This is a genomic window from Cytobacillus sp. FSL W8-0315 (genome assembly GCF_038002905.1).
Taxonomy (GTDB): Bacteria; Bacillota; Bacilli; order Bacillales; family Cytobacillaceae; genus Cytobacillus; species Cytobacillus pseudoceanisediminis.
The window spans coordinates 4,218,420-4,232,506 of sequence record NZ_JBBOOC010000001.1; the positions used below are offsets into that span (position 1 = coordinate 4,218,420).

The 14,087-nt window shown below is 41.1% G+C and carries 12 protein-coding genes; all 12 read right to left on the minus strand.

Annotated elements, in window-relative coordinates:
- Positions 1–47: 47 nt before the first annotated feature.
- Positions 48–1,400 (minus strand): UDP-N-acetylmuramoyl-L-alanine--D-glutamate ligase, encoded by a 1,353-nt coding sequence (murD, locus tag MKY20_RS21630; protein ID WP_251175663.1) that lies wholly within the window; start codon positions 1,398–1,400, stop codon positions 48–50.
- Positions 1,401–2,375, minus strand: coding sequence for a phospho-N-acetylmuramoyl-pentapeptide-transferase (gene mraY, locus MKY20_RS21635; protein WP_009330885.1), 975 nt, complete (start codon positions 2,373–2,375; stop codon positions 1,401–1,403). It abuts the gene before it with no gap.
- Positions 2,376–2,377: 2 nt separating this feature from the next.
- Positions 2,378–2,827 (minus strand): hypothetical protein, encoded by a 450-nt coding sequence (locus MKY20_RS21640; RefSeq protein WP_251175662.1) that lies wholly within the window; start codon positions 2,825–2,827, stop codon positions 2,378–2,380.
- Position 2,828: 1 nt separating this feature from the next.
- Positions 2,829–4,289 carry a UDP-N-acetylmuramoyl-L-alanyl-D-glutamate--2,6-diaminopimelate ligase gene (locus MKY20_RS21645; RefSeq protein ID WP_251175661.1) on the minus strand — a complete coding sequence of 487 codons (1,461 nt, stop codon included), beginning with the start codon at positions 4,287–4,289 and terminating at the stop codon, positions 2,829–2,831.
- Positions 4,290–4,525: 236 nt separating this feature from the next.
- Entirely contained in the window at positions 4,526–6,442 is a 1,917-nt protein-coding gene (locus MKY20_RS21650; protein ID WP_009330892.1) for a stage V sporulation protein D, read from the minus strand.
- 97 nt (positions 6,443–6,539) lie between these two features.
- Entirely contained in the window at positions 6,540–8,762 is a 2,223-nt protein-coding gene (locus MKY20_RS21655; RefSeq protein ID WP_019381709.1) for a penicillin-binding protein, read from the minus strand.
- Positions 8,762–9,124, minus strand: a complete 363-nt coding sequence (gene ftsL / locus MKY20_RS21660; RefSeq protein ID WP_217030328.1) for a cell division protein FtsL — start codon at positions 9,122–9,124, stop codon at positions 8,762–8,764. The genes MKY20_RS21655 and ftsL overlap by 1 nt, the downstream gene beginning before the upstream one ends.
- 54 nt (positions 9,125–9,178) lie before the next feature.
- The gene (rsmH, locus tag MKY20_RS21665; RefSeq protein WP_009330901.1) at positions 9,179–10,111 is read right to left on the minus strand and encodes a 16S rRNA (cytosine(1402)-N(4))-methyltransferase RsmH; all 933 of its coding nucleotides are present in this window, start codon (positions 10,109–10,111) and stop codon (positions 9,179–9,181) included.
- 111 nt (positions 10,112–10,222) lie between these two features.
- Positions 10,223–10,654, minus strand: coding sequence for a division/cell wall cluster transcriptional repressor MraZ (gene mraZ, locus MKY20_RS21670; protein ID WP_009330903.1), 432 nt, complete (start codon positions 10,652–10,654; stop codon positions 10,223–10,225).
- Positions 10,655–10,931: 277 nt separating this feature from the next.
- Positions 10,932–12,566 carry a bacillithiol biosynthesis cysteine-adding enzyme BshC gene (gene bshC, locus MKY20_RS21675; RefSeq protein ID WP_251175660.1) on the minus strand — a complete coding sequence of 545 codons (1,635 nt, stop codon included), beginning with the start codon at positions 12,564–12,566 and terminating at the stop codon, positions 10,932–10,934.
- A 144-nt stretch (positions 12,567–12,710) separates the two neighbouring features.
- Positions 12,711–13,097 carry a DUF3397 domain-containing protein gene (locus MKY20_RS21680; protein ID WP_009330907.1) on the minus strand — a complete coding sequence of 129 codons (387 nt, stop codon included), beginning with the start codon at positions 13,095–13,097 and terminating at the stop codon, positions 12,711–12,713.
- Positions 13,098–13,121: 24 nt separating this feature from the next.
- Positions 13,122–14,006, minus strand: a complete 885-nt coding sequence (locus tag MKY20_RS21685; protein ID WP_009330908.1) for a 2-dehydropantoate 2-reductase — start codon at positions 14,004–14,006, stop codon at positions 13,122–13,124.
- Positions 14,007–14,087 lie beyond the last annotated feature (81 nt).

Here is a 14,087-nt window from a genome sequence, read left to right on the forward strand (position 1 = left end):
CAGATGTATGCCTTTGCTGAAGTTCCCATAGTCCCGCAGACAAGCCCTTAATTAAGCTTATGCACCGCATCTATAAACATGTCTCCCCGAACCTCAAAAGTTTTATATTGGTCCCAGCTTGCACAAGCAGGAGAAAGCAGAATCACATCTCCTGGCTCTGAAAGCTTAAAGGCGGCAGGTACGGCTTTTTCAACATTATCGACACGCTCAATTATTTTTATTCCCGCTTCCATCGCTGCATTTTCAATCTTTTCAGCTGTTTGTCCAAAGGTTACAAGAGCTTTTACCCTTTTGAGAGATGGGATGAGTTCATCAAAGCCATTTCCGCGGTCAAGACCGCCTGCAAGAAGAATGACAGGCTGATCAAATGCTGACACTGCATTCTTCGTTGCTAAAATGTTCGTTGCTTTAGAGTCATTATAAAATTTCCTGCTCTGGTATTCGCCTACATACTGCAGGCGGTGTTTGACTCCGGTAAACGAACTTAGAACTTGGCTAATGGCTTCATTCCCGACACCTGTCAGCTTGGCAGCAGCCACTGAGGACAGGATATTCTCAAGATTGTGCTCTCCCGGCAATGAAACATCTTTTCTTTTCATCACTTGTTCATCATTAAAATAAATCCAGCCATCTTTGACATATGTCCCTTCAGACAGGACTCTGGAGGTTGAAAAAGGTATTATTTTCGCCTCTGACCGTGCAGCGGCTTCCATTACTTTATCTTGATCGGCATTGACTATGAAATAATCCTTTTCAGTCTGATTCATCGTAATATTGGCTTTGGCTGCATGATACTCTTCTCTAGTGCCATGATAATCCAAATGGGCATCATATAAATTTGTTAAAATGGCGATTCTCGGCCTGAAATCCTGAATACCCATCAGCTGAAACGATGAAAGCTCAATCACGATATTATTTTCTTCTGCAGCATTCTGGGCAACCTCGGAAGCTACTGTTCCAATATTTCCTGCTATCAGCGGCATTTTGCTTCCTGCCTGAAGCATTTCAAACACAAGAGTAGTTGTGGTGGTTTTTCCATTGGTACCTGTAATCGCAATAAAAGGAGCTTCAGAGACCTGAAAGGCAAGCTCCACCTCTGTAATGACCGGTATGCCCTTTTCAAGAGCTCCTTTTATCATTGGATTATGGTAAGGAATACCCGGATTTTTTACAATCAGCTCGAACCCCTCTTCCAGAAGTTCAATTGGATGGCCCCCGCATATAACCGTAATCCCTTGTTCAAGCAGTCCTTGAGCTTCAGGATTTTCCGCAAGAGGCTTAAAATCGTTAACAGTTACAAATGCTCCGAGCTTATGTAAAAGAGAAGCTGCACTCACTCCGCTTTTGGCCAGACCCAGTACTAATATTTTTTTATGTCGATAGCGATTGACTTCTTTCACTTACACCCACACCTCAATATAGATTCCTAAGATTGCAAATAATAGGCCTACGGTCCAGAATGTAACGACAACACGCCATTCTGACCAGCCCACCAATTCATAATGATGATGGAGCGGGCTCATACGGAAGATCCGCTTCCCGGTGGTCTTAAAAGATGCCACCTGTAAAATAACAGATAATGTTTCAATAACAAAAACACCGCCGATAATAATCAGGATGATTTCAAGTTTTGTCAAGATGGCTATGGTCGCAATAGCCCCTCCCAAAGCCAGTGATCCTGTATCTCCCATAAACACCTTTGCAGGGTGGGCATTAAAGACAAGGAAACCCAATACCGCTCCCACTACAGCTACAGAAAAAATGGAAACTTCAAATTGGGATTGATTCCATGCCAGTACTGCAAATGCTCCAAAAGCGATTGCAGCAGTTCCTGAAACAAGACCATCAAGTCCATCTGTCAGATTGACAGCATTCGAGAATCCGACCAGCCAGAAAATAATAAATAAAACATACCACCAGCCCAAATCAATCGAAATGTCTGTCAGCGGAATATGCACTTCTGTTGAAAAATCATTTTGCTTGAAAACAAAATAAAAAATAACAGAAATAATGATTTGGCCCAGAAGCTTCTGCTTTGAAGTCAGACCTAAGTTGCGCTTTAATACTACTTTAATAAAGTCATCAAGAAAACCGAGGAGTCCAAAGCCCAGGGTAACCAGCAGCAGCAAATAAGTTTCTACAGTAGGCCCTGAAAATTTCCCGGTCATAAGCAAAGTGGTCACCGTAACAGAAAGAAGAATCATGATTCCGCCCATTGTCGGGGTACCTGTCTTTTTCTGATGGGATTTAGGGCCTTCTTCACGGATGCTCTGCCCGAATTTTAGTCTTCTCAGGAAGGGAATAAAAATGGGAGACAGCAAAACAGTTATTAAAAAGCCTGCCAATATTGTGAAAAAAATAACTTGCTCCATCATACTTATCCCCTCCTTTCCCGCTTGGCATTTCCTGCAGCTTCCGCTAATCTTTCAGCCATCACAGCAATATCATATGTTGCTTCGTTTTCTTTAAGACTTTTTTCACCTGAAATAAGGAAATTAGTTGTGTTCATCTTTTCTTCTGATTTGTTTAATTTTTCTATATATAATTTCATGATGTCCTTTAAGCCTTTCGTTAAGTCGTTAGTATAAAAAATAGGGAAATGATTTGGGGTATATGCCGGCGTCTCTGCATTCTCATGCCAGAGAGCAGCAACAGCCCCCTTTTCTATAGCTTCTTTCAGATTTCCGGCCTCTCCAAAAGGAATATAAATTCCTTTTGGCTGCAGAGCGGAAGAGGAGGAAGCGACCGTATGAAATTCAAGCTCATTATCCTTTATCCCTTTTACGGACGGAAACAATACCGCTAAATCCCGATACATCAAATACATTTTATCGCTCCTCTATAGCCTCTTTTGCGACAAGACGGTCATCAAAGTCGAAAACCTGGTTCCCTACCTGCTGATATGTCTCATGGCCCTTGCCAGCTATTAAAATAACGTCTCCTTTACTGGCATTTTTCACGGCATAGTGAATGGCCTCTTTTCGATCGGCGATTGTTTTATAACTTTCACCTTTTACTCCCTCTTCCATATCCCTAAGGATTTGGATTGGGTCTTCACTTCGGGGATTATCAGAAGTAAAGATCGGGTCTGTACTGTACTGGCATGCAATTTCAGCCATTAGCGGCCGCTTGGATCTGTCCCTGTCTCCTCCGCATCCCACGATGGTAAAAATGCGTTTCAGGGCAAATTGCTTTACCGTTTCCAAAGCATTTTTCAGGCTGTCAGGAGTATGTGAATAATCAACAATCACAGAAAAATCCTGACCTGCATCTACGGTTTCAAATCTGCCTGCTACGCCTTTAACTTCTTCAGCAGATTTGATGATTTGCGAGATTGATATCCCTGAAGCGATCCCTGCACCTATGCTGGCAAGGACATTATAGATGCTGAATTTGCCTATCATTTTCAGAGATACTTTATGCTTTCCAAATGGAGAGATTAAGTCAAATTCTGTCCCGCCAGAAGTCATCTGAATATTAATTGCCCGAAGGTCAGCTTCCTGATCAATTCCATAGGAAATGACATGAGCTGCCGTCGATTTTTCATATTCTGCAGAAGCAGGGTCATCTGAGTTTAAAATGGCATATTTCGGCTCTTCATGATTATAGGAGCTTCCGAGCTGGGCAAAAAGCAGCCCTTTTGCTCTCCTGTATTCATCCATTGTTTTGTGATAATCCAGATGATCCTGAGTCAGGTTTGTAAATACGGCTATATTAAAATCACACCCATGAATGCGTCCTTCATCAAGTGCATGTGAAGACACTTCCATTACGGCTGAATCTACACCTGCATCTGCCATTTTTCTAAATGTGCTTTGCAGAGTCAAACTTTCAGGAGTGGTATTTTTCACTTCAAAGGTTTCATCGGCAATCTTCGTATACATCGTGCCAATTAAGCCGGTTTTCCTTCCTGCATCAGCAAGGATTTTCTCTATTAAATGGCTTGTTGTTGTTTTGCCATTGGTTCCTGTTATGCCAATTAAATGAAGCTGCTTGCTCGGCTGTCCATAAAAAGCATCAGCCAGCACAGCCATGGCCCGTTTTGTATTCTTTACCACTATAACCGGAATATCCAAATCCAATTCTCTTTGGGCAATGACTGCTGCTGCACCTTTTTCGGCAGCAGAGGCCGCAAAATCGTGGCCATCCACCGTATAGCCCTCAATACAAACAAACAGACTTCCAGGTGTAACTTTCCGGTTATCGTTAACAATCGCTGTAATTTCCGGGTTTTCCCCTTTAAAAGTCATATATGGCTGCAAAAATCGCAGCAATTTATGTAATTCCATGTCTACCAATCCTCTCGTGTTAAACAGAACAATTTAATCCTTTTTTACTGCCTCTTGTCATATTCATTTCTAAGTTCTCAAACTAACATTCTATATGATGGCGATATATATTGTACATGATAATTGCTTTTTTAGCTATTTAATATATAGAACCCAAACCCTGAAAGTATGTTGCAGTTTCCTTACAAACAAAAAAATTCAGGCGGCGCAGGATAATGCCGCCCTCAGTTCTATTCTTATTTGTCGTCAAAATACAGCCGGATCGTTGAACCTTCCTTTAACTTGATGCCAGGCTGAGGCGTTTGCTTGACCACTGTATTTCCTGTGCCGCTCGCATCAATTTTCAGGTTAAGGTAGAGCTCACCCAGATCCTTCTTTGTCAGGCCGACCATATCAGGAACTTCAATCATTGGTGAATCCATCCATGTCAGTTCTTTTTCAATTTGATTTTTCCGCGGCTTTACACCCATCGCCCGCAAGCTGTCCCCCATGATCTCTCCGACAATTGGAGCAGCAACTACGCCGCCAAATTGAATAGTTCCTTTTGGATTATCCACAGCCACATAAACAACAAGCTGCGGATCATCTGCAGGTGCGAATCCTATAAATGATACAATATGGTTATTTTCCAGGTAACGGCCGTTTTGCGCTTTTTGTGCAGTTCCAGTTTTACCGCCTACACGGTACCCGTCTACAAAGGCCTTTTTTCCCGACCCTTTTGCCACAACTGATTCAAGCGCTTTTCGGATTTCATCTGATGTTTCCTTTGATATTACTTTTCTCTTTGCATCAGGTGATTTTTTCATCAATATTTCCCCGGTAGCCGGATTAATAAGCTCTTTGGCTATATAAGGGGTATATAATGTTCCCCCATTAACGGCAGCCGAAATGGCTGCTACCTGCTGAATCGGAGTCACAGAAACTCCCTGTCCAAAAGCAGTAGTTGCCTGCTCAACTGGGCCAACCCGGTCGAGATTAAATAGAATCCCTTTCCCTTCGCCCTGCAGGTCGATACCGGTCTTTTCTCCGAATCCAAAGTCGCGGATGTATTTAAACAGTTTATCTTTGCCTAATCGCTCACCGAGCTCTACAAAACCAGGGTTACAGGAATTCTGAACTACTTCCAAATAAGTCTGGCTGCCATGGCCGCCCTTTTTCCAGCATCTTAGTCTTGCACCGCCAACTTCAACAGATCCCGGATCATGAAAATGATCCTTTTCCAAGTCTACCTTGCCCTCTTCTAACGCAGCTGCCAGAGTGATGATTTTGAATGTAGAACCAGGCTCGTATGTACTCCAGATTGGCAGGTTGCGGTTGTAAATTTCCGGGGGTACATTCCTAAAATTCGCAGGGTCAAAATCAGGCCTGCTGGCCATGGCAAGAACTTCCCCGTTATTTGGATTCATGGCAATTGCTATTATTCCATCAGGGTTGTATTCAGCCTGAGCAATATCAAGCTCCCTTTCTACGATTGTCTGAATCTTGGAATCGATAGTGAGCTTTAAATCCATACCATCAACCGGCGGCTTGTAGTCATCCGCCATATCGTTCATCCGTTCTCCCTTTGCATTCGCATAAAACTTAACAGATCCTTTTTTTCCTTTTAGTTCTTCATCATAATATAATTCCAGCCCCATAAGACCCTGATTATCAATTCCCGAAAACCCCAAAACATGTGAGAGATAATTCCCGAAAGGGTAATGGCGTTTTGAATCTTCACCAATGTATATGCCTTCAATTTCCAGTGCACGGATTTCTTTCGCTTTTTCATGGGAAATTTTTCGGCCTTCAGGGATTTTCACACTTGATTCTCTTTTGGTGATCAGCTGGTAAGCTTTTTCTTTTGACATATTCAGCACTGCAGCCAATTTCTCTGCAGCATCAGCAGGATCTTTTATTTGCCTGGGTACAACATAGACAGTTGGAGCACTGACATTCGTAGCCAGTGGAATACCGTTGCGGTCGACGATTTCTCCTCTTTCCGGTTCGAAAGGGATGTCTCTGCTCCATAGTTCCTTTGCGCCATCTGTAAGCAAATTCCCCAGAAAGAATTGAACATATCCAAGACGCAAATCAATAATAAAAAAAACGAGAATACCAACAAACAACGCTACAGTCAGCCGTTTTCGAACGGTTACATTTGAAACACGCATGTACGGACGAACCTCCTTAGATTATGGCTCGTTCCAATATATGCTTGTACATAAATGAATAGAACGCACTGCCGCTCATCCGGCAGTACGTTCTAATTTAATCCAGCACTGCTTCCTCTTCTTCCTGCTGCTCTTCTGATTGTGCATTTTCCTCATTATATTTCTCTGCAGGCGGCTCAAGTTCGACGATTAAATAGTCACCTTCCCTGAGTGCAGAACCAGCCTTCAGATTTTGCTTCACCACATATCCGCTTCCTACAGTATTCAGCTTTAAGTCAGCAAGCTTTGCCACCTTCATAACGTCCCTCAGCGACCATCCATTCATATCGGGCACTGTTAAATCGCCTTCAGTCTTTAAGATTACTCGTTCTCCTTCCAGCAAATTGTACATATTTCCAGGGACCTGTCTTTCAACCTTGCTTCCCTTTCCCAGTACAATAGCTTCAAAACCGGACTTTTTCAATTCTGCTTTTGCTTCCTCAACTGTTTTCCCTTCCACTTCAGGTGCCTGTTCAGAGTTCGCCTTCAGTTCCTTTGCCGGCTCGATATTTAAATATTGAAGACTGCTTTTCATAACCGGTGTAAAAATCTTGGAAACCGGCTCTGCACCGTTTGTACTCAGGTCAATATCCGGCTGCTGGACAGCTACATAGATGATCAGTTCAGGATCATCTTTTGGCGCCATGCCTAAAAAGGAGAAGATAAAATTTTCATGCCCAGTTAAATATCCTCCGCCATTTGGGTCAGGGATTTGGGCAGTCCCCGTTTTTCCGGCAACCTTGTAGCCCTCAATATTATACCTTTTGTAACCCGTCCCGTTTTCAGAAGACACAACCGTTTCCAGGATATCCCTTGTTTTCTTGGCCGTTTCTGCTGAAACTGGATTCCCCTTCACTTCCGGCTTTGTTTTTTTTAATACTTCATTTTTATCACCATCAACAATACTGCTGATCACATGAGGCTTCATCATTTTGCCGTCATTTGCAATGGCAGTAGCTGCCTGTACCTGCTGAATCGGCGTAATGGCAGAACCTTGCCCGAATCCGGTAGTTACCTTATCAAGCGGCCACTCGTAAGCTATTTTTCCGCCTGTTTCATTCGGCAGGTCAATTCCAGTTGGATTTTCAAATCCAAACTTTGTTATATATTCCCTGTATTTTTCATAACCAAGCTTCTCTTTAACTATTTTCGCGAAAGCCACGTTCGACGAACGCTGAACGCCTTCAAGGTAAGTAATGGACCCCCAGCCCCGTCCCTGGTTATGGTCGCGTATAGCCGGTGAATTTTCTGTTACTTTATAACTTCCTGATTTATACCATTCATTCGGATCAAATTCTCCCTCCTCAATGGCTGCAGCCAAAGTAAAGATCTTCATAGTTGAGCCGGGCTCAAATGAGTTTTCGATCACTTCATTATGCCACGTCTCTTCAATGCCTTCCTTTGTTTTCGGGTGGAAGGATGGCCTCTGTCCCATTGCCAAAATCTCACCCGTTTTGGCATCCGCGACTACAGCAACCATCTTTTTCGGCTTATACTCTTCGTCTACTTTATTCATGGAATCTTCGAGGAAAGTCTGGATTTTCTTATCGATTGTCAAATACACATCTTTGCCATTTTGAGCCGGCTGGATTTTTTGATCTCCATTTGGAAGGAGATAGCCCCATATATCGCTTTCATAGCTGAACTTTCCATCTTTTCCTGTAAGCACATCATTCAAACTCTGTTCAAGACCCAGCATCCCTACTGTATCGGTCTTATTCGTCTTCGATTTTTTCTTTTCAACATATCCGACTAAATGCGAGGCGAAGACGCCATTTGGGTAGAACCGTTTGGAATCAGTTATGAATGTAATTCCCGGTAAATTCATATCTTCAATTTCTCTTTTTGTCTTTAACGGAAGATCGCGCCCTTCTTTACCAAATTCAACCTGGAATGGCGGGTCCCCTTTTTCTGTTTTCTTCGTTAAGATTCTATATATCTCCGACTCTTCCAGATCGATTGCTTTCGAAAGCGCCGCTGCTGTTTTTTCAGGGTCTTTCACATAATCCGGCTTCATACTTTTGTCAAGGATTGCTACAAGCTTGTAGGAAATAGTATCCTCGGCAATGACTTCACCATTGCGGTCATAGATAGTACCCCTTTTGGCTTGAATTGTCTTTTCACGTTCATATTTTTGCTGAGCTTTTGCCGCAAGTGCATGTCCCGCTGCTTCCCCTGTAACCTGAATGGAAACAAAGCGGAAAATTAATACAAAAAAGAGCAGGCTGAATATTAAAAATAATATCGCTGCTCCAAAATTGATATTTGGCTGTTTCTTCATTAATCTTCCACTACCTTGACATTATTTCCGCTGAATTTAAGTCCCATTTCCTCAGCTTTTGCTTTAATGCGCTCGTATGTACTTAATTCGCCCACTTGCATTTTGAGATCTGTATTCACTTTATTCTGCGTTTGGATTGCTTCTTCTGTTTGCTGAATTTCTTTATTCACTTCGTATATGGCTGCCTGGTTTGAAACCATTTGTACAGCACCAAAACAAACAATGCCAGTGAAAGCAAGTCCCAGTATTTTTTCCCCGGGGGAAAGCCATGACTTTTTTGATAATTTCTTGGGAGCCTGGACGGGCTGGGTTTGGATATCAAATTGTTTTTCTTCTTGAATTTTCCGGGCTAAATTGCTCATAATTCCCCTCCTGTAAATTTTTTATTTATTCTCTACATGAGTATTCGTAATCCCTTAAAGCTTCTCTGCTATTCTCAGTTTAGCGGACCTTGCCCGATTATTGTGTTCCAGCTCTTCTTCTGAAGGCAGAATCGGCTTTCTGTTAATGAGCTTTAAGATTGGTTTATATTCATCTGGAATAATCGGGAGGCCGGGAGGAAGATTTGGTGTTTCACTGGCTTTTTTAAATGCCGCTTTACAAATCCGATCCTCCAGTGAATGAAACGTGATCACGCTGATTCTTCCATTGGGATTTAATATGTCAATAGCCTGGTGAAGAGAATCCTCAAATACACCAAGTTCATCATTAACAGCTATTCTAATGGCCTGAAATACACGCTTGGCGGGATGCCCGCCTTTTCGTCTGGCAGGAGCAGGTATTGCCTCTTTAATCAGCTCAACCAGCTGGCCTGTTGTTTCTATCGGGGAAACTTCCCTGGCCGCTTCAATCTTCCTCGCAATTTGCTTCGAGAATTTCTCTTCTCCGTATCTGAAGAAGATTTTCACAAGTTCACCATATTCCCATCTGTTTACTACGTCATAAGCGGAAATGTCAGCGCCTGTATCCATTCTCATATCAAGCGGGGCATCATTATGATAGCTGAAACCTCTTTCAGGTGTATCCAATTGAGGTGATGAAACGCCAAGGTCATATAAAACACCATCTACTTTTGACACACCCAGGTTTGCAAGCTCTTCCTGAAGATACTTGAAATTACTTTTGATGATCGTAATTCTGTCACCATATTCAGCCAGTTTTTCTTTTGCGTGAGCAATCGCTGTGTCATCCTGGTCAAATGCATACAGCTTTCCCTTTTCAGACAGCTGGGAAAGAATTAATTCGCTGTGGCCTGCACCGCCCAGCGTACAATCCACATACACTCCATCAGGATGGATATTTAAGCCTTCTACTGTTTCTTTTAATAGTACTGTTGTATGTTCAAACATTGTTGTATGAATCCACCTTTCCAATCCGAGAAGCACGAGATGCATTAATGGCACCTGGAGCTAAACAAATATCTTTGTATCATGGGAAATTATATTACTAAAACATTCCCATTATATATCAAACCCAATCATGTTTTCCGCAATATCAGCAAAAGATTCCTCTGATTCTGCAAAATAATCTTCCCAAAGATTTTTGCTCCATATCTCGATCCGATTGGAAACGCCCAGCACTACACATTCTTTTTCCAATTTTGCATATTGCAGAAGAGGGGAAGCAATATTTATTCTTCCTTGTTTATCAATTTCACATTCAGTGGCACCTGAAAAGAAAAAACGGGTAAATGCACGGGCATCTTTTTTGGTAAGCGGAAGGCCCTTTAATTTTTCTTCAAGCTGCCTCCACTCATCCATGGGGTAGCCAAACAAACATTGATCAAGTCCGCGTGTCAAAACAAATGTTTCACCCAAGTTATCACGAAATTTGGATGGCACGATGAGACGGCCTTTATTATCAACGTTGTGATGGAACTCACCCATGAACATACCCACTGCACCCACTTTCTAACTCAAATGTACCACAATCCCCCACTTTCCTCCACATGTTTTTAATTATTCTACCACTTCATATAAAATCCTGCTTCCCATAAGGTATTCCCCCATTTTCCGTTCGTCTTTTTATTACATTTTCTTTAAATTCTTTACTATGCTTTTCACAGATTTTCACGCTGGGGAATAGTCAGGATATAAAGGGATTTCATCTTTTTTCATCAAAAAAAAGACCTCATCCGTATGGAAAAGGTCCGAAGAATAATGGCGAATATTAAATTTTTATGACTTTGTGTGTCCCATCGAAATGAAAGGAGTACTCAATCAATTCTTCAAGGAAATTCATCCCATATTTATTAAGGTAATAGAGAACATTCCAAACTCTCTCCTGAGGAACTCCACCCGGCCTCAGTGAGTTTTCAGCTTTTTCATATTTCATAATGATTACTTCATGTTTTTGCTGGATGGACTTCTGGATTTTATTCTCCATGAAATCTATCTGCCTTATTAAAAGATCTTCATTTTTCTTTAACATAGGAAGAAGGGCGTGAACCTCTTTCATTGTAAGTTCTTCGATTAGCTCATAGTTTTGTTTTACTTGAGCTTTTGTTTTTTGGAATTGGGCTTCTATGCTTTCATTTTTAATACTCCTCAGATACTCATCTTTCTCTGCTTTCGTTCCTGATACAAGCACGCCCTGCAAATCAAGTCCTAATTCTCTCAAATCACTTTCCACAGAACGTTCTAAGATAGTGATATTTAAACGGGGCATAATCGGAGGCATTTTCATTCCAAACCATTCAAATGCCATTTTTAGTTCAGCCCAATAGGCAATTTCGCCAGGACCGGCTATAAAGGAAAGAACCGGAAACAGGCATTCCTGTGTGATAGGCCTTGTCACCACATTATTGCTTAGTCGTTCGGGATGATTTTCTGAAATCTCCAGGAGCTCATTCATTGAGAACTCGTGAGTTTGTTCCCTACCGGTAAATACCTTTTTTTCCTGATTGAACTCCAAAAGTATTCTTTCTTTATGCTTTTCATCATAATAAAATAGGTTTGCAGCATTTTCACTTAAGTCAATAGCATTTGGAAACCCGGCATTCTCCAAGTTTTGCTGCTGGCTTTTCACACGCTTTGTGATATCTTCAAAACCTTTGATCTGTTTGCCAAAAATGCTGCTTTCAAGTCTGCGAAGCTTTTGGTCACCTGAATCAACCAGAAGAAGCCCTGTTTCTTTAAATAAATGCATAATAATGCCGGCAAAGAACTCCACATAGGTTTGTGAATGCATAATAATTCCTTCTAAACTCAAAAGAAGGTCTTTTGTATGTTCCGTCTCTCCGAAAGTCTCAATGATGTCTTCCACCCATGCCCTGCATTTTTCACGGTTCAAAGGGATATTTGAAACCATCTTCTTCTCTAAAACTTTTTCAGGATAAGTCATTTTTTCAATTTTATTATTCTTCTCGATGAAAATATGATTTACTTCCTGATAGTCATGATCCTCCCCCGCAATCCAGAATACCGGAACAACAGGGATTCCCAGCTTACTTTCCTGCTGTTTTGCAAGATTTATGATTGAGATGATTTTATGTATAGTATATAGGGGTCCCGTCAAAATACCGGCCTGCTGCCCTCCGATAATCACTGCACTATTTTCTTGCTTCAGCTTATTTAGTGAGTCATGAACAGCCGGGGAAGCAGGGAATTGATCCATAAACTCTCCAATATATTCAGAAAGTTCATTTCTCATAAACGACCGGCCCTTCAGTTCAGCTAACCGTGCTTTATAATCAGAGTCGGAATTATAACGATAGTGAAAAAACTGCATAATTTCTTCTGTTTGTGCAATATAATCTGTTGCAAACCGGTTTGTTGCCGGCAATGAGAGATTAAGAATCTCCATTAATGAACTTCCTTTCTCATAGCTGATCAATTTTAATTTTCATCTTATGAGTATAGCATTGTCTTAAATGAAAAGAAAAAAACTTTGCTTACCTAAATGCTTTAATTCTAGATGTAAAATAATTATATTCCGGACCTGCTTTACTTATGGAATGAAGACAACAGAAGTTACCCTTTGAACAAGCCCAATTAACATTAGAACTATATAAGCGGTGAAATAAAGTAAAAAATTGAATCTCCAGAACCCTTTGAATAAGGCACGCAGATTGATTTCCTGCTTAATTCTCCAATGCATGATAATAAAAGTGACCGCTGTAATCAGCAGTGATAGGACTATCATCCATAGATAGGATTTATCCCAGATTACGACAATTAAATAGTGAACCGCCAGAATAAAAAATAATGTGCTGACATCCAGGGCAATATGTACAGATCTTTTGTGTTTTTTAGTGATTTGTTTGCTGATAATAAAAACAGCCAGATATCCGAGCAGCGGTATGGTCACCAATGTTGCAATTAGGCTTGAGAACACAGTATTCAACTCATTTCCCCCTTTTTACTCCCTGCCTTTGATCTGACAATAAAGACTTTCAGAATATGGAGCAGACATCTTCTTCTTTTCAGCTTCCTCAAGGATATATCCTAAAATAGCATCTATCTCTGTTTCTCTGCCTTCTTCGATATCCTTAAGCATTGAAGATCTGTTCATCCCTGTTTCCTCACAGACACTTTTTACATGGGTTAATGCACCTGCTTTATCAGGAATGCCTAATATGCCACTTACCTCGTCAAACAACCTCAAAAATAACTGATAATAATATTTATTAGCTAAGAGTTCACCATTTCTCACACGGAGAACTGCTGTAAGCGGATTTATAACACAGTTTACGATTAATTTTTCAATTAGCATTTCTATGTGATTCTCGGCAAATTTAAAAGGAAAATAACAAGATGCTGAATCGGATATTTTCGATAAAAGTTCCACATCTCCCTTTAAAGCAGCCACTTTGGTTACCCCAATTCCAGTATGCAGCACTGTGTCAGGCTCTGACTTTAAAGCACCATGCTCTACACTGCCCACATAAATATTTTCCGCTTCAAGCATTTCAGCCCATTTCAAATGCCCCATGCCATTTTGCAAAAACAAATATGATCCACACTTGCCAGTATTCATTTCCATTAAGTCCTTTACAACTTCAGGAATGCTGTATTGCTTAACAGCAATGATTGTTAAATCCTCTTCTCCCTTCCATTCTTTGAAATGGAATGCCTTTAAGGGGGCATTGCTGCGAATGCCTTTTCTCTCAGTTGTAAGTCCTTTTTTGCGCAGCTTTTGCAATTGAGTACTGTTTCTAATATAAACACGCACTTCATGATTTTCATTTAAATAATGGGCAAACAGAAGGCCAATGGCGCCTCCACCGATAATAGCTATTTTCATAACAGACTCCACCATTTTTACTTTTTAAGCATATTTTAACAAAATAAGATAAATTCATGGGTAAAATGGAATGTTTTAATT